Raw genomic sequence first — 23866 nt, 5'->3', positions numbered from 1 at the left:
CGATGAGAATGAACGAGAGAATGCTCGGCCTTGCCGGTGCCGAGCTGTACTCAGTCCTTCCGGACGATGTTCCTGCCGCATATCGTGCGATCGCGGAGGAAGGCTGGACCGTGGACGAAAACGGCGCCTACCTGCTCTCCGCGTTGCAGGCGGGATACCACGGATCCACCGCTGGAGAATTCGAGGATATTGTTCACTTCGAAGCCACAGTGAACGGGCGCGGCATGATGGACTACGACCTTCCCGCTTCAGGACCCGAAAGGCAGAATCGGCTCCTGCGGCGCTCAATCGCTTACGCCTGCCTGGCCTTGCAGGCTGCCCCTGCGGAAAGCGAGCACCCACTCCTGGGGTACATTTCCCTGTCGGAGGGCGGCCTGTCGGACGACACCCTCACGGCCAATGTCACCTTCTGTACACGCCGCCCCGGTATCCCGCCCTACATCAGCGACATTCAGGACTACTCCGAGGAGTCACTGCTCGAGCTGTCCAGAGATGACGCCGTGAAGGCCCTCAAATGATATCCACCAAGCCGATGTTACTAACCTTCAAAGCTTGGTGTAGGCGGGTGCCGACGGCCGGTGATTCCTGCAGAATGCCGCGTGTATGAGATACGCAGCGGAGCGGGCTGACCGACGAGCGGCGAGCCTTCCGCGAGAAGCTGCGGATGGAGGCGGCCGAGCAGTTCCAGCAGGGCGACGAGAACGCGGTCATCGCGCACGACCTGCAGGTCAGCGTCCGGTCGGTGCAGCGCTGGCGCAAGGCCGGGCAGGGCAGGCCGAGAGTCCTGGCCTCCAAGAGGCCGGCCTCGCTGCCGCGAGGTGCGCGACTACGTCGTCGAGCACCTTGCTGACCAGAGGCTGTCCTGGTCGTGGACGACACGGGCTTCCTGAAGAAGGGACTGCGGTCGGCCGAAGTTCAGCAGCGGTACTCCGGCACGGCCGGTCGGACGGAAAACTGCCAGATCGGAGTTCTCCTCGCCTAACGCGACTCTGCGTGGACGGACGCTGATCGACCGACGGCTGTATCTGCCCACGTCCTGAGAGGACCGCGCGCGGTGCCGCCGGGCCGGCACCGGTGACGACGTCGCCTTCGAGACAAAGGGTCATGGTCAAGGCGATGGTCCGTCGCCTTCACAGACCGGATCCCGTTTCAGTGGCTGACCGCGGATGCCGCCTACGGCTTCAGCAAGGGCTGGCGCTTCGAGCTGGAGCAGGCCGACGTCTTCATGTCATGGGCACGACACCATCGTCCCGCTCGGCGACCACCCCCCGTCCACGACTTGTTCACCAGGCTCCCACGCCAGAAGTGGAAGCGCCGATCATGCGGCGCCGGGGCTCATAGCCCCCGGATCTACGACTGGGCATGCATTGAGGTCCGGCCCCCGGCATCGACCCGATCGCCACCACTGGGCCCTCGCCCGCCGCAGTATCAGCCGGCCGGCAGAGATCTCCTACTACATCGCCTACCGCCCGGACGACACCACCCGCTGGGTGCTGCGTGGAAAGGAACCTTTCTTGAGGTGAGCGATCGCAGCGGAGTTTGTAGCGGTTCAAACGACTGGCCGACGCCTGCGGGTGGGAGCGCAGGCGCTGCGGGCGCCGACGGCTGAGCAGAATTGGGTCGGCCGTGAGTCGGGGTGCTGCACGTCTTCCGTGCGCCGTCGATCGTATCCTGTCTGTGTACTGCGCGTGTGTGCGTCCGGATGTTCCGGGGTGGGTGGCGTTTCTGTGAATGCCCTGTTTTATGCGTGTGAGCTCGGTGGCTTGATTTATCTGTGCAGGTCAGCGGAATGCGGTTCTTGTTGTGTGATCACACTCACAGTCAATTGACCGCTCCTGGTAATCGGCCCTTTACTTTCCATGACCTTTATATAATTCATATACGGGGAGATTCGGTGAAGCCTCAACGGGCTGGTGTGTCACCAGCGTGGAGGGCCCGAAGAACACGCACCTGGCTGTGGGGCGGCGTGGTGGCCACGCTCGCGCCCTCGGCGCTGCCCGGGCTGCCTACTGCTGCAGCCCTCGGGACGTCGACGACCGCTGCAGCCGTTTCCGGGTCGGTGGATGAGGCCACCGTGTCTGCACAAGCGCAGGCGTCGGGTGAGCCGGTGGAGGTGACGGAGGACCGGACCGAGTACTCCACCACCGAGGCGAATCCGGACGGGTCCTTCACGCTGACGCAGTCCACGACACCTCAGCGGGTGAAGGAGAAGGACGGCGGTTGGGGGGGCGGTCAATCCGGTGCTCGAGCGCCGTGCAGACGGCCGTCTTGCTCCCAAGGGCGCTGTCGTCGACTTGTCCTTTTCCGGCGGCGGTTCGGGTTCGGACATGATCCGTCTGGGCAAGGACGGACGGTCGGTCACCCTGGGCTGGGCCGGCCCGCTGCCGGAGCCGACCGTGGATGGCGCAACAGCCACCTATGCAAACGTGTTCGACGGTGTGGACCTGCAACTGACGGCCACGGCGGAAAGCTACCGGGAGATCCTGGTCGTCAAGACACCCCAGGCGGCGCAGAACCCTGCCCTGGAGCAGGTCAGGCTCACCGCATCCGGCGATGGTCTGTCCGTGGTGCCGGGGGCCGGCGGGGGCTTGCGGGCCATCGACGACGACGGCAACGCCGTCTTCCGTGGTCCGGCCGGACAGATGTGGGATTCCGCCGGTGACAGTGGATCAGGCCCGCAGACCCAGCTGATGCGCAGCGCCACCCCGGTGCCAGCCAGAGGTCAGGAACATGAGGACCCGTCACAGCCGGGGGAGGGCGACAGCACTGCGGTGCTGCCGGTCAACGTTGATGACGATGCGGTCGCCGTGCATCCGGACCTGAAGCTGCTCCGTGGCCAGAACACCGTCTACCCCGTCTACATCGACCCGTCGGTCGGCCTGGGCGTCTCGGAACGCACGAAGCTCTCCTCCGACGGTGACAAGTTCTGGATGTTCGACGGCGACAAGGGCGTCGAGAAGTGCGGTGTCGCGGACGGTTATTACTGCGGTGGTGGCTACACCGACCGGATGTACTTCGAGTTCGCCCCCACCAAGCTGGCCGGCAAGTACGTCCTGCCACCTTCCGGGCCCATGAGACCTGGTCCTTCAACTGCGACCCCCGCTGGGTGGACCTGGTACGCACAGACAACATCTCCGAGGGCACCCGGTGGCCCGGTCCCAAGCAACTGGACCTGATGGGGGACCGCTACGTTGCGGCGGGCCGCGGTGATCTGTGCAGCCCGGACCAGCCCGACAAGTGGATCGAGTTCAATGACGACCCCAAGGAATCGGACGAGAACCTCAAGAGCACCGTCCGCTCCTTCGCGGACGGCAAAATCAGCCGACTCACCCTCATGCTGCGCGCCAAGGACGAGAGCGACCCCCGTGCCTGGAAGCGGTTCGACGACAACGCCGAACTCAAGGTGAACTTCGCCTACAAGCCGGGCGTGCCCACGAATGTCGGAGTCATCGGGGTCGAGAGTGGCGGCACAGCCGACTGCAGCAGGTCCTCGTCAGACCCGCTCGTGTCGACGATCAAGACTCCGACGGTCCAGGCCAAGGTGCAGACGCAGGTCCAGCCACGCAAGGGCGAACCCGCAGCTGAGCTGCAGGCCGAGTTCGCCGTTGAGCGCGGCGATGACTCGCCTTGGCACCAAGTATGGACCGGCTACCGGCCCGATAAGGGCTGGGCTCCAGACGGGAGACTGGAGACGATGGTCACCAGCGACCGCGCTGACGGCGGCTTGTACCGTTACAAGGCTCCTACACAGTCGCACTGGTCCTACGACGGCAGCAGCGGCTCTCTGTGGTCGTCCTACAGCCCCTGGTGCTACTTCAAGATCGATTCGTCGGTGCCGAAGCCACCCCGCATCACCCCCGGTTCTCCGTACACGCAGTGCACAGCGAACCTCTGCGACGGCAAGGGCGGCCCGGGCGTACCAGGAGCGTTCACATTCCAGCCCAACACCGCCGACATCGACGCAACCGGGCACACCGACATCACCGCGTACGAATACAAGCTGCTGTCCACGCCGACGAAGACGGTCACAGGCAGCCTCAATGCCGACGCGAAAGACGTGACTTCACGACTGTCGGGAACCCAAGTCCTGTCGGTGCGGGCCAAGGACGTTCACAAACGGTTTGGTGCATACGCCGATTTCGTCTTCAAAGTAGCTCCGTAAGTTGTTCGGTGGCCCGGGAGGGCCGGATGTGGCTTCAAAGCAGCTTGCCGACCGTGGCTTGGCTGGAGTGGCCGTCCGGTCCTTCGGGGCGCCCTGGTCGCTGATTGAAATGCGCGGAACGCGTCGCTGTCTACGGAGCTGCGGAACCCCGCGTACGCCGCGCCGCCTGCCGGCGAGCCTGGCCACACCTGGCACCGGACACCCGCATGTCGCTGATGGCTGACCCGGACCCCGAAGTGCGGACCGAAGCGATCCTGCTTGCCCACACCACCGTGCCCATGCCGGTCTCGGTGTTCGTGGCTCTGCCCGACGACAAGCAACGGCAGCGCGCCGCAAGGGAATGCCTGCTCTCCGACGAACTGGAACACGCTCTCGCGCACAGCACGGACGGAGAGTTGCGACGCGCGGCCGCCGGCAACCCGGGCCTTGCGCCGCACCTGGTCGCTGAACTCGGTCAGGACCCGGACCAGGCCGTCCGGTGGGCGGTGTCGGTGCGCCCGTACCTCACCGAGGAGGAACGTGCGCGCATCCCTGTGGAGATCGACCCGAAGGCGCGCTGCAATCCGCTTTCGTGGGTGCTGGCTCTGCAGGACGACGAAGGGGCCATACGCCGCTGCGCCTCCTCCGCCCACCTGCTCGTCCGCCGCAGCGCCGCCTGCGCGAAGAACCTCCCGCCCGACGTCGTCGAACGCCTGGCACGCGATGAGGACTGGGTCGTGCGCCTGTTCCTCGCCGAGAACTGCGCCCAGGCACCCGCCGAGGTTCTGCTCGAGATGTGGCGTACGTGGGACGGCTACTCAGCCGACCGTTTCCCGGAACACCCCAACTTCCCTCGTCAGAACAACCTGCGGTACGCCGACGACCCCGATCCCCGCATGCGTCGGCTCGCCCTCGAAGACCCCGCCGCCACGGCGGACCTGGTCGAGCAGTTCAGCCGTGACCCCGACCGCGGTGTGCGCTGGCGGGCCCTTCGCGACACGCGCCTCACGCCGGCCTCGGTGATCCGTCTCCTCGACGACCCCGACTGGGCCGTCAGAGAAGCGGCAGCACGCGACCCGCGCCTGACCACGCGCGCGCTGACCAGCCTGCTCAACGATGCCACCACCGCCATGTCCGCAGCCGCCAACCCGGCCATCCCAGAGCACGTGATGCACCACCTCCTGGACCGACAACCACCGGTCACGACCTGATTAGCTGGGGATCGGTCGACCGGCAGTAGGCGTGCCGCGACGTGGTCCCTCCGTTGCTTCCGCCGCCCAATTCAGAGCTGTCGCCGTGCCACTCGTCCGGTACGTCGCCCTGTCGGGGTGTGTCCGCTCCTGCCCGGTCATCGCCACGACGGTCCTCCAATTACTTCCGATCCACACCGTCTGCGCGCCGAGCCCCCGACGTGTGCCTCATGAAAGCCGTGTGCCAAGAGCCCGGCCGCTCGCTCACGGGCCGACAGGTGAGGCGGTCACCGGCGTCATGCAGAAATGCCGGGCACCGCGCAGGGTAGTGCTCATTTTCTGCTAAGACCGTGTCCTACGTGGTGAGGCGGACGAGGCGTTTGTAGCAGCAGAGGGCGGCGGCGAGTCCGAGAAAGGCCAGATAGTTACGGGGATTGCGCTCGTAGGGGGGCTGAGTCTGCGGTAGCCGGACAGCCACGACATCGTCCGCTCGATCACCCACCTGCGACGACCCAACCGTTCGCTGGACTCGATGCCTTTGCGGGCGATCCGGACTCCGATGCGCTTGCCGCGTAACCATTTACGCAGGTCCGGGCGGTCGTAGGCTTTGTCGGCGTGGAGGCGCTGGGGTTTGAAGTACCGGCCGCGATGGGGGTCGTGTCTCGTTTGGTGACCTAGCACCATGGGCTTCAGTCCCTGGCTGTCGTGGGTGTTGCCAGCCGAGATACCGACGACCAGGGGCAGTCCGTTCGCGTCCGACAGGATGTGCATCTTGGAACCCGGCTTGCCTCGGTCCACGGGGCTCGGACCTGTGTGTTCGCCCCTTTTTTGGCCCTGACGTGGGCGGTGTCGAGGACGACGCGGGTGACATCGACCAGGTCGGCGTCGTCGAGCCGGTGCAGCACGGCCTCGTGCAAGCGGCCCCAGACGCCGGCTCTCGACCAGATCAGGAAACGGCGGTGAGCGGTCGACTTCGATATCCCGAAGCAGGGCGGTAGAGCCCGCCAGGCGCAACCACTGACCAGCACGTAGACGATCGCCGCGAACAGCGTCTCATCAGGCGTGTCTTGCGTGCCCCCGCCCTGCGGTCGCACCTTCGACGGCGGGATCAGCGGCTTCGCGATCTCCCACAGCCCGTCCGGAACAATCCAACTCCATGTACCCCGCCCCATACCGAGGTCAACGAGGCCTCACCACGTAGGACACGGTCTATGCCGCGCGGCTGTCGAGGTGCACGTCGAGGGCCCCGAGCAGCGCGCTATGGGCTGCACGGGTGGGCGGATCCCCGTCGTGCGAGAACGGATGCCACGGTCCGTCACGTGTGGCGGTCCGGAGTGCGAACAGGCTGAGGGGACTGACCCGCCCCGCGCTCAGTCGTTGATGTGGACCCGGTAGGCGAGAGCGGTGACCTGGAGGTCACCGTGGTCGACCCACTGCGGAAACTTGAGTGTCTTGTGGCTGGTCGCCGCGGGAGGGGTGACCTGGAGGTAGGTCGCGTGGACGGCGTCCGAGGTCCCGGTGTTGGCGTGCGTCCAGGATATGACCGCCTCGGCGCTCTGGCCCTTGTGGAGGGTGAGCGTGGACTTGGCCGGGCTCTTGGCGTACCAGGTGTCGCCCCAGTGGGTGGTGGAGTGGAGCGCCCGGTGAGCGGCGTTCTCCAGGCCGAGACCCGGGTAGCCCCGCAGCAGGCAGGTGTGGGTGCCGGTGTTCTTCAGCTTGAGGATCACGCCCTGGTGGTTCATGCCGCCGGCCAGGCCCTGGCCGAACGAGGCGGTCAGGGCGGAGACGGAGCAGGTCGGCGTGGTGGCCGAGGCGCCCTGCGCGACTCCGACGCCGGCCACGCCCAGCCCGACGGCGGCTGCCACGGCGAGCGCCGCGCGCGCGAGGCGTGGGTGGACGCGCAGGTCGGAGCGGGTGTCCGGAGCGGTCTGGGGCACGTGGTCGCGGTGCTGCTTCGTCATGGTGAGCCTTCTCCCCTTGGTCATCGGCCCGCGGTTTCGGTCTTCTCTAGGTGTGATGCTTCGTGCGCGGAGATTGTTCGGGTGATTTTGCGCCGGGTTGCGCCGGGCTGCGGCGCGCAGTACCGCGTCGCAGCCCGGCATCCGGCTGGCGCTACCGGCGCAGGTCGATGACCGTGCGCAGTTTGCCGCTGGTCGGAGTGCGCTCGAACGCGTCCCTGGGTATGGTCCGCACGATCAGGGACAGCAGTCCTTCCTCCTCGGCCGAGGCCAGCTCCGCCACCTCGGAGGTGAGTGCCGCTCGGGCGGCCTCGGGGTCGGTGGCGTACTGCTCGTCGAGGCGGACGGTCAGCCGCTCCTGGTCGACGCCGGCGTCGACCACCATCTGCACCTCGCCGTGGTAGGCGAGCCGCTCCTGCGCCGCTCGGACGATGCGCCGGTAGTTGATGAAGTACGTGCCCACCCGTACGACGTCGCCGTAGCGTCCGAGCAGCTCCAGACGGGGCACATGGCTGCCGCACGCGCACGGCCCCGCCACGGCCCGGCCCAGGTCACCGATCTCGTAGCGCTCCAGCCGCTGACCGGTCCGCGCCCGGGAGGTGAACACGAGACGTCCCGGCTCGCCCGGCGCCACCGGCCGGTCCTCGCGCGGGTCCAGGATCTCCAGCGTGTGCAGGTCGGTCAGCACATGGTGGACCGAGCCGTCGGAGGACGCGCACTGGTAGCCCAGCGGTCCGAGGTCGGTGCTGCCGTAGGCGGCGGAGCGGATCGCCCGCACTCCGAACTCGTCGGTGAGGACGCGGCGTTGCTCGGCCGTGAAGTGCTCGCCGCCGTAGAACACCTTCCGGATGCCGCCGTAGGCACGCAATCGGTCGCCCTCGGCGTGCAGCAACTGCCAGAGGTACGACGGCATGCCGAAGAGGGTGTCCGCCCCGTGGGCGACCAGTGCCTCGGCGACCACGGCGTGGTCGGGACCCGCGGCCATCGGGATCTGGGTGGCGTTCAGCCGTTCCAGGATGGAGAAGAAGCTGATGAAGCTGCCGTACATGCCGCCGCAGTAGAACAGGTTGGCCGCCCGGTCGCCGGCCGGGTCGAAGCCGGCGGCGAGCAGTCCGTCCGCCGCGGCGCGCATCTGGTTGTCGTAGTCGTCGCAGGTGAACACGGACAGTGCGGGAGCGCCGGTGGAGCCGCCGCTGCGGAAGTACAGGTGTGCGTGGCGCGGATCCAGGGTGGCGAGCGCACGCTGCACGCCCTCCTTGCCCAGCAGCGGTGCGACGGGCGCGGGAGGCAGCACCGGGGGCGACACCAGGTCGTCGAGGCAGGCGACGGTACGGAAGTGCGCATCCGCCGCGCGCACGCTCACCCTGCGGCTGTAGCGCTGCAACGCGTAGACGCCGTCGTGCGGTTCGCCCTCGTAGCCCTCCAGCATGGAGCCGACCGGGGTGACCCGGGTGACACCCGCGGCGAACAGCGCGCGGGACAGCGCGGCCACCTCCGCGCGGTCGCCCCCGACCGCCGCCGTCTGCAGGTAGCGGCGCATGGGCCGCAGCGTCGCGGTGACCGCGTGCCGGGGCAGCGGCTTCACCCAAACGCTGCGGTGGAGCGGGGAGGCGTCGAGTTCGGGCCGGGTATCGGCCAGGACCCGCCAGGAACCGTCCTCGGCGGCGAACACACGGGTGAGCCCGAGATGTTGCTCGAGCAGGGCGAGCTGCTGCACGGTGGTGATCTCGGCCTGCTCGGCCGGCCCGGGCACCGGCGCCGGCCGCGCGCCGGACACCTTCGCCAGCCGCTCGGCGAACCGCCCCGCGAACGCGAACAGTTCCCCGGCGTCCTCGGTGTCGAGATAGATCACCTGCGGGCTGGAGCAGGCCTGCTGTTCCATCCGGCACACGTCCTCGGCGAGCGCGTCGAGCACGCCGTCCTCGGACGCGGCCCGCCGGGTCAGATAGGCGAAGGAGATCCGGTGTCCCCATGCGACCACCCGGCAACCGGCCGGGGCCAGTTCGCCCGCCGCTCGCACCGCGTCCTCGCCGCCCCACACCGCGATCGTGTCGGCCTGCCCGCACAGTGCCTGAAGCCACTCGCGGCGCGAGGAGGGGAAGCGCAGCGCGACGACGCGTTCGGCGATCAGTCCGGAAGGGTCGGCCGCACCGAGGGCGGCGAGCAGGTCCAGGGCGAGGGCCGAGTCGGAGCTGCTGGTCTTCAGCACATTGAGGTTGCCCGCCAGCAGCCCCTCGACGACGCTCAGCGGCGCCACGGCCGCGGCGTTGCCCGGCGCGATGTGCACCAGCAGACCGACGGGTGCCCACGCCTCGTACACCGTCTCGCGGGCGTCCGGCCGGGTGAGCCGTTCCGGGCGAGGACCGCCCAGTTCCCGCCGCAGCTTGCGCTCCAGCGCCTCCCGGGTCAGCGCGGCCGCCAGCTCGCCCAGGACGGCCGGGGCCTGGCCAGGGGGTAGGTGGCCGGCCAGCCGCCCGTACAGCGCGGAGGCGGGGTCGGTCAGGTCGCGGCCGACCGCGGCGCAGGCACCGAGCACCACGTCGGTGGGGAGGGGACGTGTCAGGACCCGTCCGGCGAGCTCCGGCAGCGTGTCGAGCCGTCGGCCGGCCTCTGCCTCGTCGACGAACTCGCCCTGCCAGAGGTGGAGTACGGAGGTGGTCACGACATTCCCTTCATCAGTTCGGCGGCGGCGACCGCGCAGCTGCGGTTGCGGCTCACCCCGGCGCGGCCGTGCACGGTGAACCAGTCGGTGGACAGCGGGCACGGGCACTCCCCGCCCGGATGCAACGACGCGAGGTCGCCCATCACCACGCTGTGCGCGGGCACCGAGGTGATGTAGGGGCTGACCAGGTGCAGGAACCCCCGTTCGCCGTACGGCAGCGGGCGCAGCGTCCCGGTGTCCCGTACCGCCGCGCGCGACCACACGGGCACATGCAACCGGTGCTCGGCGCACTCGACGTACGGCACGCAGTGCTCGACCGAGCCGAAGGTGTCGCGGACGCGGTCGCCCGGGATGCCGAGACGTTCGGTCACCTCGGCGTAGAACGCGTCCTTGCCGATCTGCCGGTCGGCGTGGCCCTTCCAGCCGCCGCCGAGCACCACCAGGGAATCCTCGGGCAGCCGCAGCGGTGGCAGGCCCATCGCCCGCATCCGCTCCAGGGTGAAGTACAGGAACGCGGGGAAACCCAGGATGCGCACCGGCACGTCGTCCTCGGCGTAGCGGTGGAGCGCCGCGATGCAGCCGTTCACGTCGAACTCGTGACCGCTGCCGGTGTGCCGCAGCGCGTGCGTGGTGTGCCGGGCCGGGGCGAAGTCGCACAGGTAGTTGTCGGTGAAGGACGTGCCCAGGTTGAGCGCCGGTGCCGGCTCGTAGCTGTACAACAGATAGTTCACCGGCTGGTCGGGGGTGATCCAGCCATAGTGGTCGAAGATCCGGGCCACCATGCGCTGCGCCGAACGGATGGTCCACTCGTCGAAGAACATCTGCGACTTCTGGCCCGTGGTGCCCGAGGAGGTCAGGTGCAGGAACACTTCCTCGCGCGGGATCGACAGCACCTCATGGCGCTTGAAGAACGCGGCGGGCACGAGCGGGGTGCGCACCCCGTCGCCGACGGTGGGCGCCGGGGTCTCGGCCGGGTCGTCGAGCAGGCCGGCGAAGAAGGATGAGCGGCCGGCATGCCAGGCGTTGGTCTCCGCCATCGCCGCGGCGAACAGCTCGTCGGCGGCGGTGCCGTGGGCGTACGGCTCCGCCAGGTCGCACAGCCGCTGCACATGGCCGAGCGCCGTCGGGTCGGGAACCTCGACGTGAGCGAGATGGGGTTTCATCGGGACACCTCGTGAAGGGGCAGGTAGGTGGAGGTCCAGGCACTCAGGTAGGCGCCGAGGTACGGCCGGAGCAGCGGGCTGACGGCGGTCGTGCGGAAGTCGATCTGACGGCTGGTGCGCGACAGCACCACGTAGTCGTGCAGGCGGTCGCGGATGCGCCGCATCGCCGGGTAGAGCGCGCTCGGCACGAAACCCGAGGCGAGGAAGACCCCCAGGGCCTCGGTGTCGGCCAACGGCAGCAGCGCCTCGGCGTAGTCCGCGCCCGCTCGGGTGAGCGCGGTCATCAGCCCCTCGAGGGCTCCGGCCACCGCAGACGGGCGGGGGTGGACGGCGACCAGGGCGCAGCTGCCCGCGACCGGGTCGAGGTCGGCGTACGCCTCGAAGCTGCCGTCGGCGGCTACCAGCACCGCGTTGGGCGTGTGCAGCGGGAAGAAGCGGTCGCCGGCCTCCGGGAAGAGCTCCAGGAAGCGCCGCCGCACGAAGCCCGGAGCCGCGATCAGCTCGATCGGCTCGGCCCCGGCGGCTCGTGCGGTCCCGGCGGGCTCGCGCACCGCGCCCCGGGAGGGGACGTCCCGTGTGCTCGCGTAGTCGATGCCCACGCCGCTCGACGCGGCGGAGAGCAGCGCCGACAGCCCGTCCGGCACGGTCGCCACGTGTGCGCGCCGGTGCAGCACGCCGTCGGCGTAGCGGGCGAACAGCGCCAGCGTCTCGCACCCGTCGACCTCGACGGCGTTCGGCAGCAGGCCGAGCGGCCGGAAACCGTTGCGCACCACGACGCGCTGAGGGCCAGCGGTGACCACGCGGACGGTGGCGTACACCGAGTCGAGGCGGCCGGTGGCGAACGCCTCGTCGCAGACCGCACCGGTCAGCCGGGAGGCCAGCCCGCCGCCGCGGTGGCCGGGGTGCACCGCGAGGCCGACCAGTTTGCCGATCCGGCTGCCCGGCTCGGTGACGACGACGGCGGAGCCGACCAGGGTACCGCCGGACGCGCGGGCGGTGAGCCAGTGCGCGCTGCCGTCCGTGATCAGCCGGCGCATGACGGCCGGGTCGCTGCCGAGCGGCACCGGGTAGCCGTGGCCGTACACCTCGAAGTACAACTGCCGCAGGTCCGCGATGTCCTGGACGTGCGCGGGGGAGAGGACCACGGTCATGACGCGTCTCCCGCCGCCACCGTCGCCGGTGCGGCGGGGGCCCGCCGCGCGGCGTCGTCGGCACGGTCGCCGAGCCACCACAGCGCCAGTGCCACGGGTACGAGCCCCGCCCCCTGCGCCAGGCACAGCGTCCGGGCCGTCAGATGGTCGCCCAGCGCGCCGAACACGAGCGACGACACGGGGAACGTCGCTCCCAGCAGCGCCTGCATGACGGCGAAGAAGCCGGGCTTGTCATCGGCGGGGACCAGCCGCTGGAACAGCGCCACGAACCGCACGCCGATGACTCCGACGCACCAGCCGGCGACGGCCATCGAGCCGACCGCCGCCGCAGGTCCGGCCAGCAGGCCCGGCAGTCCGAGGGCCGCCGCCATCACCGCCAGGCACACGCTGCCGACGGCGATTGGGCGACCCGGCAGACGACCGCCGGTGAACGACCCGACCAGGGTACCCGCGCCGAGGGCCGCCTCCAGCGAGGCGACGGTCGAGCCGGTCGCGTGCAGCACCTCCCGGGTGTACAGCGGCATCACCACGTAGACGGCCGTGGTGAAGACGTTGGCTGCGGCGAAGCAGACCAGCACGCGGCGGATGAACGGCAGTCCCGCCAGTATCCGGCGTAGTGTGCGCCGCCCGGGGGCCGGGCCGTCCGCGGGCGCGTCCGGGACCGTGGCGTGCGGGAAGCGGGCGGAGGCGACCAGCAGGGCGGCGAGCAGGTACGCGGCACCGCAGGCGGCGACGACCGCGGCCAGCGAGCCGACGTCGACGACGAGCGGGCCGAGCAGCCCCCCGCACAGGCCGGCGACGGACTGCGTGGACAGCTCGAATCCGGTGGCCGCCTCGATGTCGGCGTCCTCGACGAGTTCTGGAACCGACGTGGTCAGGCACGGATCGAACACCGCCTGGCACCCGGCCAGCGCCAGCCCCACCGAGTAGGCGGCGGCCACGGGCAGCGTGCCGGCGTGAGCCACGACGGCGGCCGCAGCGGCCACCACGCCCGCGGCGGCCGCCGCACCGGCCAACACGGTGCGGTGCGCGTGCCGTTCGACGATGCGGGCGACCACCGAGGCGAGCGCCACCGCGGGCACGGTGCTCACCATGAGGAAGAGGCCTGCGTCGAGACCGCGGTGCAGGCCGCCCGCGTACCCCACGAGCCACCAGACCGCGCCGACCTGGAACATCCTGCCGGCGGCCTGGGTGAGGAGCTGACCGGCCCATACCCTCCCGAAGGAGGGGTTGCGCAGGACGAGCGGCAGGCGCCGTGCGGGCGCGGGCGCCGCGCTCACGAGTGCCGCCGTTCGTCGAGCACCCGGACGAGCTTGCCCGAGCGGGAGTTGACCGCCAGCTCGCGGTGCCGCACCCATTCGACGGCGAGCGGGTTCACGTGCCCGGCGGCCGTGGCGTCGGCGTAGAACGGGCGCTGGGCGAGGACCGCCGCCACGACGGCCGCCCCCAACCCGGCACGCCCGGCTTCGGGTTCGGAGACCGCGAGCCGCAGCACGAGACCGTCCCGGCCGTCCCGGCGCCGCACGACGAGCTGGACACCGGTCACCTCGCCCGAGGTGTCGGCGGCCGCGACGACGCCGAGGACGTCCTCGGTGTGCAGGGAGACGGGGCCGACCCGCACGCCCTCCTCGGCGCGCCCGAGGATACGGAAGACACCGGCGTCCCGGTCCACAAACTCGGCCCGGTCGCCCGCCGGATAGCGCAGGACCGGCATGAGCCGCCTGCACAGGCTGGTGACGACCAGCCGCCCCGGCACGCCGTCGCCGTCGACGGCCCGATCGGTCTCGTCATGGAGGATTTCGACCAGTGTGTCGGGGGTGAACGCCCGGTGCACACGCGGGTCCTCGCCCGGCACGGCCGCTCCGAGGACCCCGGCGTCGACGCTCGCATACCCCAAGGAGCGCGGCTCGGCCTTCGGGAACGCGGCTGCCAGAAGCGGCCGCTGGTCTTTGAAAAGGCATTCCCCGCCGAAGAGCAGCAGTTCCACGTCCGGCAGCGTCCGCCCGGCGCCGGTGAGGCGCTCGGCGAGCGAGCACAGGGTCGTCGGCGTGCCGGCGACGACCTGGACCCGGAAGTCCTCCAGGGTGGCCGCGGTGGACTCCCAGGGCGTCGCGCCGCCGATGGGCAGGCGGACGTTGGCCACGGGGGAGCGGTGCAGCGAGTCGAGGACGAAGCTGAAGCTCGCGTACAGGTCGCCCGCGTAGAAGAGGTCCGCCACCCGGTGCCCCGGGCGCAGCCCGGCGCCGACCAGCCCGGCGCCGAACGCGGCGGTGAACTCCCGCCACTCCGTGCGGGTGTAGTAGGAGAACTTCGGCGACCCCGTGGTTCCGCCGCTGCGGAACACGACGGCCTCGTCCAGTGGAGCGGTCAACAACCGGTTGTCCCGGGGTGAATTGGCCCGCCAGAATTCGGCCTGCGGTACCACCGGAAGGTCCGTGACATGAGCCACTCCATCGGGGAGCCGGGAGTAAAGCTCACGGTAGAAGGGCGAGTTCTGGCGGGCGAAACGTATGAGCTCCGCAAGTGGTTGAACGGGCATCAATTCCTGCTTGAAGGCGTGGGCCGCCGACAGGGAAGAGGCCGGCGGGCGCGACGGATCAGGTCCGCTGACAGGACCGGGTCGCGAGGGTGTGAAGAAGCGGCGCGCCGCTGGTGAGCGGGGCGTTCGTGGAACAAGCGTATCTCACCATTCGGGACGGCCTTGCGCCAACTGGCCGTACATGAAAAGGGGCTTGAACGCTTGTGGACGCATTCCGGGAGTCGTCGGTTCCTCCGGAAGCGGAGACGGTGATCACATCAACGGCACCGCTATAACCGCACGTTGAGGAAGCCTCAAGCGGGCCTTATGGAAGAGTGCCCACCAAGGCATTCCGCAAGATGGCCGGAATGTGACGAAGCCGAATGCGATGGGGTGGAGACGGTCATTCCCGACAGGCCGATACGGCACCCCTCGGAGGGAGCGAAATCACAGATGGTCGGCGTCCCGGACCGCCTGGGCGAAGGCTTCCAAAGCCTCCTACGGCACCTTGTGCCCGACGCCCTTGAGCGTGCGGTGCAGTACGGCCCGGTGAACTTGGCGCGGTGGGCCGCTGCGCCGCCGGTCGGAGTGACGGAGTCCAGCGCACTGTCGAGGGCGACGGCGGGCACGGAGGCGAGCCTGGCCTCGATGCCCTCGGTCGGTCCTCGCCTCCCCGCGCGCGGCGCTCGCGGCAGCCGGAGCTCTGACCCTGCTCGCCTCCGGCACGTTCGCTGCAGCCCCCGCCTGCCGCAGCTGGTCACCCAGCCCGCGCACGCCTGACTGGCCCGGCCCGATGAGGCCGTCGGCGATGCAGATCCTGCTGCTCGCACTGGTCTTCCTCGAAGGAGCCGTCGGAGCGTTGGACGTCGGCGCCGTCGCGGCCGCTGCTCGCCACGCCAGCGGATGGCTGGCCGGCGCCCTCCCCGCCGCCTTCCCTTTTGCCGGTCTCGCTGGGGGCGTGCTGTTCGTCCGCCACCGCCCGCAGGTGCCCCGGCACCTGGAACTTCCGGTGGCCGCCGGCGTGTTCGCGGCGGCGTGGCTACCCCTCGCCAGCGACGCTGGCTGGCTCGCCTTGCTCCTGTCCGTGCTCCTGCCCGGCATGCTCTTCGTTCCCTTGCTCACCTTGGCCAGCCTCGCGCTCAGCGACCTGGCCCCAGCGGGCACCGGGACGAAGGCGGTGGGCTGGCTGTCGACGGCCATCCGGGTCGGTATCGCCGCCAGAACGGCCCTCGCCGGACACAGTGCGGGCAACCTCGGGATCCCCTTCGCCTCTGCGGCTGCCAGCGCGCTTGTCCCGACTCTGCTTGCCCGGGCGAGCCCTCCGTATCCGGACCGGAGACGGCCAGCCGTGAAGCACCCGCGCCGAATGCGGTGCCTGCGTGTGATCATGCTCCGTGTATGCCCGTGCGGTCTGCCGTGCCGAGCCCGGATGACGCGCCGCCCACGACCGGAGGGAGCAACGGAGGCGTACCGGTGAGCCGCAGCCGACAGGCTTTCCGTCTCGCTGCGCACCTGAGCGAGGTCACCGGCGTCCGCGTGGAACTGGTCTACGACACCGGCACCGTCTGGCGCCTGAACTGGACCGACGGCCCGCTGCGCGACCAGATGCGCGCTCTGCTCGACCAGGCGCTGGCCGGGGACCACTACGTCGACATGCGCGACCGCACGATCCAGTGCTGGCGGGGGGAATCCTCGCGAGCCTGGGCGGCCCGGGCCATTGCCTCCCGCCGGGAGGGCACCCTCGCCCCAGCCGTTGCTGCGGGCGCGGCCCAGCGCCGCGCCCACCCCCCGACCTGCACGGTCCGCCACGCCACCCTGACACCGGAGGAGCTCGCTCTGCTCCTGCACGTCGAGGAGCTGATCCGGCAGACGCCCTACCCCGACAGGGCCTCGGCACTCGAGGACGAGCCGCTCATCGAGCAGCTCCTTGCCGCCGCCGGCGGCCGCAGCGCCACCTGGCACAAGGTGGCGCCCAGCCGCCCACGGATGCCGCTCGGTCCATTGCTCGGCGTGCGGGCACGGCGGTCAGCCACAGGTGCCGGGGGTAGTACGAGAGCGCCCTCCCGCACCCGCCCTCCGCGCGTGGGCTGCCGCGCGTGCGGCTGGGGCGGCGCCATCCGCCGCCCCAGAGTGGATCATTGCGTGAGGTTCGCGGCCGGAATGATCAGTACGGGCTCGTTGCGGTGCCAGATGTCGTACGGTTCGCCGGGATCGCGGGATAGGGCGACATAGCGGACCTGGTACTGAACCCGAAGGCGGAGGCAGAGGGGTCGACTCTTCTCGAGGGCCGGCCCCTCTGCCGCGTGCGCAGAACTTTCAAGCTCACCGTGCAGCCGCATGGCCCCCGACCACCGCGTTGCCGAACGCTCGCACAGCGCGATGCTGCGGACCCGGGTGCGTTGCAGGCCGAGGGACTCGTCCACCGCGTACGCCGTGTGGGCCAGGAGCACGGTGTGCTGGGTGGCTTCGGGCAAGGCGCCCGCGGGCCCCCCAACCCCGGAAGCGATCTTGCTCCATTCGTGGTGTTATCGAGGAAGAGACGTCATGCGAACCATGTAGACACCATGCGGCCAATACCTCGGAGCAGATGGCTGTGAATCGCGGGAGGAATGGTCGAAATGCATTCCTCGGTTGTCTTTTCGCTGGGCATCGTGGGGGCGCTGGCGCCGGAAATCGTCCGGCTCTACGGAATCCGCGAGGATCCCGCGCGCTTCACGTGGTCGTGGTTCTACCTTGTGGTGACGGCAGCTTTCGCGGCGCTCGGTGGAGTGCTGGCGCTGGTGATGCCCGCTACCACGTACTGGGGGGCACTGTACATCGGGGCATCCACTCCCGTGCTCGTCAACTCATTGGTGCGTAAGAGCCGTCAGGCATCCCAGCCGCAGATGCGGTCCAGCGAGAGCACCCCGCCGCCTTATGGCGGGGCTCCGGCGCGATACGCCCCAGTCGATTCGTACCTGAACGGGCTGTAGCGTGCGCCTCGGCGCGGTCCACGGGACCCGTATCGGCGTCGGCGACACGGTAGTGCTGTGCCGCCCCGACCAGCTCCGCGAGGCGGCAATCGTACTCTCGTGCCTACCTGCCGACCGCCTGACGCCCGTCGTCACCGTCGAGCTGCCGCCAATGTCGGAGGCGGAGTACATCGCGCTCTCCGCCCGGATGCTCGAGTTGCAGAACGGCTTGCAGCAGAGAATCGGTACGAAGCTCGGCAGGGCCGAGGAGTTTTCCCGCGGCGAGAGTGCGCGGCGCTTCGACACCGACTTCGCCACGAGCCAGGAGCTGGGTCAGGCCGCCGCGCCGTACCGTTCCTGGCTCAAGCGCAATGAGAGGATCGCGTCCCTTCTCAAGGGGCTGGGCATCCAGCGCGCCGTACTGCTGGGTGACTTCGCGCCCGAGGAGCTGAACTCCCTCGATCCCGCGGCGAGCGCAGAGTATAACCGCGCAAAGGCCGCATGGGATGGCGAGGAGGACCTTCCCGACTGGACCTCTGCGAAGATGCTCGACGCTGTGCCCGTCCGGTTGCATCTGCTGTGTACGGACCTGGCCGGACTCACCTCGTCCGCGTGGCGGCTCCTCCGTGACCCGGACGGGGCACCGGAGCAGGTAATCGAGGTGGCCGCCGGTGAGCGGGCGGGCTGGGTGGCCGCGCTGTTCCTCGCCCTACGCACCGGGGCGGTGCTACGTGCCGTCGACCGTCCGGTGGCGGAGTCGGGGCCAGCCTTCTCGGTGGCGAATCCTGATGGAGAGGAGGCGGTGCTGGTCGAGGAAACCGGGCACCCCGACTCGCTGCTGGGGGCTGTCTACGCCCACCACCGTGCGGCGCGCCTGGTGATCACTCCGAGGCCGGATATGGAACCGGTCTGGGCGGCGGTCGCCGAGCAGCAGCGCCGGGTCACCGCGGCGGCCCGCTCGATCGGCGAAGGGGTGCGGGGCACCGCGTTCGCCGACGCGCTGTGGCGGGTGTTGTCTTGGGGCGGGCGCGATCCGTTCGTCGCGCTGGAAGCCGCGGTGACCGCGCAGGTGCCACCGTCTGCCGTCGCTGAGGTGGGCGAGCGCAGGCTCACCGTCTTCACCACGGGACTGCCGTACTCCTTCGTCCGCACTGAGACGGCCGACTGGTCCCGCAAGCCCATCGGGCATGTGGCGGCTGACGCCGCGCTGATCATCCTGAACGAGCTGTACGGTGCCGCGGTGTCGCAGCCAGAGGCCGCGTTCAGCCTGGTCTTCGACCCGGGGTTCTTCCGGGTGTCGGAGACGGACGACGTGATGCGCACCGTGGGCGCCCACGTCACCCATCCGATCCTGCTGTCCGGGCCGGCAGTCACGTGGGAAGCGCTAATTAACCTGTCCAAGGGCCTGCCGGTCGAGCTGATCTTCTTCAACACCCACGGTTCGGACGACACGATCATGCTGGGCGAGCCGTTGCACAACTGGCGCATCCCGCAGTGGGTGACACTCGGCCACCGGCCCATTATCTTCAACAACTCCTGCCAGTCCTGGACGGGTGTGGGCCGGGAGTTCGTCCGGGCGGGTGCGCGCGGATACATCGGCACTCTGTGGTCCATCCCCTCCGACCTCGCCGCCGACTTCGCCCGTGTCGTGGTCAGCCGGCTCACCGCGCAGGAGATGCCCGCGTGCGAGGCGATCGTGGACACCGGGCTGCGGGCCGGGATCGAACGCTCCTACATCTACGTAGGAACCGCCGTCGGGCGGCTGGACCGGTCGCGCGGCCGGGCCGTCACCAGTGGCGAGACCGCGCTGGCCGCGTGTGCGATGCTCATAGACGCCGCTATGGACTCCTCGCGTGAGGTGGCGCGCGTACTCCTCCGGGAGATCACGGTCCTCCGGCGGGCTGCCGAGGGCACTCCGCACCAGGACACGGCAGCGTATGTGGATGCCCTACTCGGCGAGTTGGGCACACTGGCCGAGCATCCACTCGACCCGGTCGGCGACCGTGCGGCGGAGAGCGAGCTGATCGCACGGATCGACGAGGCCCTGCACCGGCTCGACCTGCCGTCGGAGACGGTCGATTCGCGCTGGGCCGCAAGATTCCGCCTCACCGCCAACCTGTATCTGCAGCGCGACGAGTGGGCGGCCGCGCTGTCGGACTTGGGGCGCAGCGTCGGCTACGGCGAGGCGTGCGAAGACCGAGCGGACCTGCTGGCGCAGATGGCCGAGATCCATATGCGGCTCGGAGACTGGGTAAAGGCAGAGCATTTGGCCCGCTCCGCGCACGACCTGTGTGAGGAGCAGCAGGACACCGGCGGAGCGATGCGTGCGCTCGGTCTACTCGGGCAGCTGAGCAAACGCCACGGTCGGTACGGCGAGGCGATGGCATACGCCGACGAGGGTTACGCCCTAGCGGTCAGACTGCTTGACCGCAGGGAACAAGGTATTTTCAAGCTGGACCAGTGCTCGCTCCACCGCCTCCTGGGAGACGTCGACGCCGCAATCGCCGCGGCCACCCGGGCCCTGGAACTCTTCCGCGTCGTCCGTGACGAACGGGCAGAACTCTTCGCACTGGGAAACCTCGGGCGGTGCCACCTCCAGAAGGGTGATCTTGCCTCCGCCGAGCGGTACGTCGTTCAAGGTCTGGCGGAGGCCCGCAGCTTGGGCGTCTCCTCCGAGGTGGTGAGCTTCGCGTCCGACCTTGGCGAAGTGCTCTTGTTGCGTGAGCAACCCGCCGACGCGCTGCGTTACTACCGTGAGGCGGTGGCCGTGGGGGTGGAGACCGGATACTGGGAGATGGGCACAATGGCGCTCGCCGAGCTGGTGGAGTGCGCGAGCCGGCTGGGAGACCCGGAGACGCTGTGGGCGGCGGCAATATGGGGCAGCCGCATCTGCCGCGGAGCTGCTGACGAACGGCTGCAGGCCCAGGTCCTGCCGGTCTGTGTCGAAGCCCTGAAGAATGCGTTGCGGACAGGATCGGCAGACTCGACCGCACAGGGATTCAACGACGTTTTCCCACTGGCGCTCCTCGACTCCGACACCGAAGAGACCGAACCATCCCCCCACGAGCAATTTCTCAGCAACGTTGTGCTGATGCTGGCCCAGTGGGCAACGAACACGGAAACCGGGCAGCTCGGCGCGTTTGCCCGCGAACTGGACGCCCAGACCGGGGGCGTGCTGGGCCTGGCAGAGTATATCGCTGACCCGTACACGGGTCCGAGGTCCGGCGGCCAGCGCCGTGGGCGGTGGTGGCGGCGGGGGTAGGCGCCATGGTGGGCCAGGAGTCGGTGACGCGGCGAGCTTCGTCGCCGGGGGCAAGTGACGGGGCGCGGTGCCGGTGGGGCAGAGGTGTCAGCCACGCCCACGATACGGTCGGTTCCCGACTGGGAACGTGCCTGGATAGGTGCGGACACCTGCGCGACCAACAGCAGCAGAAGGAGATCACCCGCCTCCGCCGACAACTGAGGGGCAACCGGCAAGAGCATCAACGGCTTCAGTAGCAGGCTGACGCCGCAGCGACCGTCATCGCCACCCTCCTCGCCGAGAACGCCGCCCTCCGCGAGCGGGTGTCCTCGATGGCGTACTGGTCGGTGTGGCACTCCTCGCACTCACCACACAGCCCGGCGCGACCGCGCGATATAGGCGATGGCGAAGTAGTCGGCCTCTCGGGCTGCATCGCGCTCTACCGCAGGGAAGTCGGCCATGATCAGGTCACCGTCCCGAACTGCGTGGGCGGGAACGACTCGCGCATGTTCCGGGTCCGCTCCATGCGTCTTGATCGTCGGCCAGTGGTTGCTTCAGGGGTAGTGAGAGGAACCGGCAGGCGAAGGTGAGGCCAGCGTCGTCTCCGTCGCCGTGGACGTGGTGCTCCCCACTGTGGCTGTGAGCAGACCGGTTTCCTCGGTGACCTCTTGAAGAACCGCTTCTTCCAGTCCTTCGCCTGATTTGACTCCTCCCGCCGGGACCTGGGTGCCGGCCTCCGGCATACCGATGTGTTCGAACACCAGCAGCTCGGGGACGGCACGATGCCGGATCACGTATGCAGCGACACGGATTCTGGGTCGGGTCATCCCGGCATTGTCCGTCATCGGCGTCGTGCATGATCGCCGGAGGCGTATCGGCTCCAGCGGCAGTGGACAGGGCCGTGGGGTGCCTCCGACCCGATGGCACCCCACGGCAGACTGATGATGTGGTACGGCCTGCGTTCTCGGCGACTGAGATATGGGCGGGGACGCCCGGTTCTGATTCGGTCTTGTCGACCGCAGAGTGATGCCGTATCGCACCACGTGCGCATTGCTGTCGCTCGCTATGCGCCGTCGTTCGCACGGCATGGGTCCCACGGGCTCAGCGCTTCAGTCGGGCTGTTGCGGCGACGCTGAGTTGGCTCGGCGGGGCGGCGAGAAGGGAGCGGAACTGGCTCAGGTGACGGCGTACTCGAGCAACACGGAGGCCATCCGTTTCTATGAGCGCAACGGCTTCGCGTCCAAGTCAGTGATCTTGGAGACTGCTCTGTAGGCCGCAGCGTGGGCCGCCGCACGATGGTGCGGCGGCCGCCCACTTCGCGTGGGTCTCCCGGACTTGAGCCGTGTCCCAGCGTGTGCCTGAGCCCGTCAGCCGATGGCGCGGATCATCACCGCGAGGATCGGCGACGGGGTGCGCACGGTGGCGCGGCGCGCGCCGAGCGGGATCGGAGCGTCCTCCGGCCGGCGGGGGTGTGCGGCCCGTTTGGTCGGGATCCACAGGTATCGGGATCGGTGCCCTCGATCGTGCGGGTGGCGATCGCGTTGCGCTGCCTGAGCCAGCGGCGCAGCGTGCTGACGGTCTCGGCGTCGAGCTCGACGGGGCCGTCCTCGAGGACGACGGGCGGCCGCTCGGAGAGGCGGAGGTTGGAGACGTCGAGCTCTGAAAGCTCGCGCACGGTGCACCCGGTTGCGGCCACGAGGGAGGCGAGCGCCGCGGTGCGGATCCACGTGGCCACATTGGCGGTCGGGGCCCGGCGGACGGCGAGGGTGTGGATGATGCGGGCGGTCTCGTCGGGGTCGTTGTGTTCGCCGGTGGAATTGGCGGAGACTTCCAGGCGCCATGGGGTGCCGAGGAAGGCGGCGAAGGCGTTGTAGGTGATGATCCGGCTGCGCTGGCTCTCGTTGGCCGTGTCGGCCTCGGGGCCGCGCAGGGTGTTGCGCCGGCGTAGCTCTCCCGCGGCCGCGGCGGCGAGCCAGGCGTCATCGCGGTGCGGCTCCATGAGGTCGGCGGCCGCGAGAACTTGGGGCGTGCCGGGGGTGTCGCGAGTACGCGAACCGCGCCAACGCCCTTGGTGCTCCCGTCTGACCAAGGTCAAGTGCGGGTGGCTTTTGAGCTTACCTCGCTACCCCTAGTGCGCCACGGCCCCTAATAGCGCCCGCTGGTCCGGCGGCAGCAATTGCCGCCCGGGACCCGATACGACAGATCTTGAACAAAGACAGCCAGGGCCAGTTGTCCCACGGGACAGACCCCGGCCCCGGGCAGCGCTCCATGAGTCTCACAGTCGTCTCACACGAGCACGATGCGAGCGCAAAGTAGCCGGTCCAAGGGAAACTGCGCCTGCCACGAGGCCTTCACTATCCGACCGGAAAGGTGAAGGCCTCGTCAGGCTGCTGCGAGGTCAGTCGTACCAGTACGCGTCCTGCATTGACCCGTTACTGCTGACGTACCAGATCTCCATGCTGCCCGGGATCCGCGACACGCCCGCGATGCCGCCTGTCCCCGATGCCATGCCCGGGTCGGCGAGTTCGAATTGCTGCCACGGGCTGCCTTCGTACCAGTACGCGTCCTGGATGGATCCGTTGCTGCCCACGTACCAGATCTCCATGCTGTTCTGGATCCTGGACACCGCCGCGACACCGCCGTTCAAGGAGGCGCTTCCGGGTGGGGCGATCTGGTAGCGCTGCCACTGGGCGCCGTCGTACCAGTAGGCCCCCTCGACGGATCCGTTGCCGCCGGTCCACCACAGCTCCATGCTGTTGGGAATCCGGGAAACCGACGCGATTCCCCCGCTCATGGAGGCGCTTCCGGGTGGGGCGATCTGGTAGCGCTGCCACTGGGCGCCGTCGTACCAGTAGGCCCCCTCGACGGATCCGTTGCCGCCGGTCCACCAC

At 69.4% G+C, this 23866-nt stretch carries 16 protein-coding genes and 4 pseudogenes; 10 read left to right on the top strand and 10 right to left on the bottom strand.

Features of this window, described 5'->3' with window-relative positions; all coding sequences use genetic code 11:
- Window positions 1-2 precede the first annotated feature (2 nt).
- From AC07CM_RS40565 to AC07CM_RS40540, 6 genes and pseudogenes are all read left to right on the top strand, one after another.
- Window positions 3-518: a hypothetical protein gene (locus AC07CM_RS40565; protein WP_478881544.1), complete on the top strand. Its 516-nt coding sequence runs from the start codon at window positions 3-5 to the stop codon at window positions 516-518.
- Window positions 519-625: 107 nt separating this feature from the next.
- Window positions 626-751, top strand: a pseudogene (locus AC07CM_RS40560) (IS630 family transposase); the annotation flags it as partial.
- A gap of 64 nt (window positions 752-815) precedes the next feature.
- A pseudogene (locus AC07CM_RS40555) lies at window positions 816-1484 on the top strand (IS701 family transposase); the annotation flags it as partial.
- A gap of 756 nt (window positions 1485-2240) precedes the next feature.
- Entirely contained in the window at window positions 2241-3176 is a 936-nt protein-coding gene (locus AC07CM_RS40550) for a hypothetical protein (RefSeq protein ID WP_478881543.1), read from the top strand.
- Window positions 3107-4162: a hypothetical protein gene (locus tag AC07CM_RS40545; RefSeq protein ID WP_478881542.1), complete on the top strand. Its 1056-nt coding sequence runs from the start codon at window positions 3107-3109 to the stop codon at window positions 4160-4162. The genes AC07CM_RS40550 and AC07CM_RS40545 overlap by 70 nt, the downstream gene beginning before the upstream one ends.
- A 215-nt stretch (window positions 4163-4377) precedes the next feature.
- On the top strand, window positions 4378-5352 hold the full coding sequence (locus AC07CM_RS40540) for a HEAT repeat domain-containing protein (RefSeq protein WP_478881541.1): 975 nt from the start codon (window positions 4378-4380) through the stop codon (window positions 5350-5352).
- 334 nt (window positions 5353-5686) lie between these two features.
- On the opposite strand, the pseudogene AC07CM_RS40535 reads toward AC07CM_RS40540, so the two are convergent.
- The 7 genes and pseudogenes from AC07CM_RS40535 to AC07CM_RS40505 all read right to left on the bottom strand — a co-directional run bounded on the left by AC07CM_RS40535 (window position 5687) and on the right by AC07CM_RS40505 (window position 14804).
- Window positions 5687-6503 (bottom strand): annotated as a pseudogene (locus AC07CM_RS40535) (IS5 family transposase).
- Window positions 6504-6701: 198 nt separating this feature from the next.
- On the bottom strand, window positions 6702-7292 hold the full coding sequence (locus AC07CM_RS40530) for a DUF4232 domain-containing protein (RefSeq protein WP_478881540.1): 591 nt from the start codon (window positions 7290-7292) through the stop codon (window positions 6702-6704).
- A gap of 151 nt (window positions 7293-7443) precedes the next feature.
- Window positions 7444-9951, bottom strand: coding sequence for an acyl-CoA reductase (locus tag AC07CM_RS40525; RefSeq protein WP_478881539.1), 2508 nt, complete (start codon window positions 9949-9951; stop codon window positions 7444-7446).
- Window positions 9948-11114 carry a LuxE/PaaK family acyltransferase gene (locus AC07CM_RS40520; RefSeq protein ID WP_478881538.1) on the bottom strand — a complete coding sequence of 389 codons (1167 nt, stop codon included), beginning with the start codon at window positions 11112-11114 and terminating at the stop codon, window positions 9948-9950. Before AC07CM_RS40520 ends, AC07CM_RS40525 begins: the two co-directional genes overlap by 4 nt.
- Window positions 11111-12265 carry a GNAT family N-acetyltransferase gene (locus AC07CM_RS40515; RefSeq protein WP_478881537.1) on the bottom strand — a complete coding sequence of 385 codons (1155 nt, stop codon included), beginning with the start codon at window positions 12263-12265 and terminating at the stop codon, window positions 11111-11113. Before AC07CM_RS40515 ends, AC07CM_RS40520 begins: the two co-directional genes overlap by 4 nt.
- Window positions 12262-13545, bottom strand: a complete 1284-nt coding sequence (locus AC07CM_RS40510; RefSeq protein ID WP_478881536.1) for an MFS transporter — start codon at window positions 13543-13545, stop codon at window positions 12262-12264. Before AC07CM_RS40510 ends, AC07CM_RS40515 begins: the two co-directional genes overlap by 4 nt.
- Complete coding sequence (locus AC07CM_RS40505; protein ID WP_478881535.1) at window positions 13542-14804, bottom strand: phenylacetate--CoA ligase family protein; 1263 nt, start codon at window positions 14802-14804, stop codon at window positions 13542-13544. The genes AC07CM_RS40510 and AC07CM_RS40505 overlap by 4 nt, the downstream gene beginning before the upstream one ends.
- A 787-nt stretch (window positions 14805-15591) precedes the next feature.
- On the opposite strand from AC07CM_RS40505, the gene AC07CM_RS40500 reads away from it, so the two are divergent.
- The 4 genes from AC07CM_RS40500 (at window position 15592) to AC07CM_RS40485 (ending at window position 20996) form a co-directional block, all read left to right on the top strand.
- Window positions 15592-16260: a hypothetical protein gene (locus AC07CM_RS40500; protein ID WP_478881534.1), complete on the top strand. Its 669-nt coding sequence runs from the start codon at window positions 15592-15594 to the stop codon at window positions 16258-16260.
- On the top strand, window positions 16257-17015 hold the full coding sequence (locus AC07CM_RS40495; protein ID WP_478881533.1) for a hypothetical protein: 759 nt from the start codon (window positions 16257-16259) through the stop codon (window positions 17013-17015). Before AC07CM_RS40500 ends, AC07CM_RS40495 begins: the two co-directional genes overlap by 4 nt.
- A 386-nt stretch (window positions 17016-17401) precedes the next feature.
- Complete coding sequence (locus AC07CM_RS40490; RefSeq protein WP_478881532.1) at window positions 17402-17755, top strand: hypothetical protein; 354 nt, start codon at window positions 17402-17404, stop codon at window positions 17753-17755.
- Window position 17756: 1 nt separating this feature from the next.
- Window positions 17757-20996, top strand: a complete 3240-nt coding sequence (locus AC07CM_RS40485; RefSeq protein ID WP_478881531.1) for a CHAT domain-containing tetratricopeptide repeat protein — start codon at window positions 17757-17759, stop codon at window positions 20994-20996.
- A 533-nt stretch (window positions 20997-21529) separates the two neighbouring features.
- Here AC07CM_RS40485 and AC07CM_RS40480 read toward each other — a convergent pair.
- The 3 genes and pseudogenes from AC07CM_RS40480 to AC07CM_RS40470 form a co-directional block, all read right to left on the bottom strand.
- Window positions 21530-21802, bottom strand: a complete 273-nt coding sequence (locus AC07CM_RS40480) for an NUDIX domain-containing protein (RefSeq protein WP_478881530.1) — start codon at window positions 21800-21802, stop codon at window positions 21530-21532.
- A gap of 560 nt (window positions 21803-22362) precedes the next feature.
- Window positions 22363-23070 carry a hypothetical protein gene (locus tag AC07CM_RS40475; protein WP_478881529.1) on the bottom strand — a complete coding sequence of 236 codons (708 nt, stop codon included), beginning with the start codon at window positions 23068-23070 and terminating at the stop codon, window positions 22363-22365.
- 303 nt (window positions 23071-23373) lie between these two features.
- Window positions 23374-23866, bottom strand: a pseudogene (locus AC07CM_RS40470) (PLL family lectin); the annotation flags it as partial.

The sequence above is a fragment of the Streptomyces sp. NPDC044061 genome (assembly GCF_056434305.1).
This window is presented reverse-complemented; position numbering and strand designations above follow the sequence as displayed.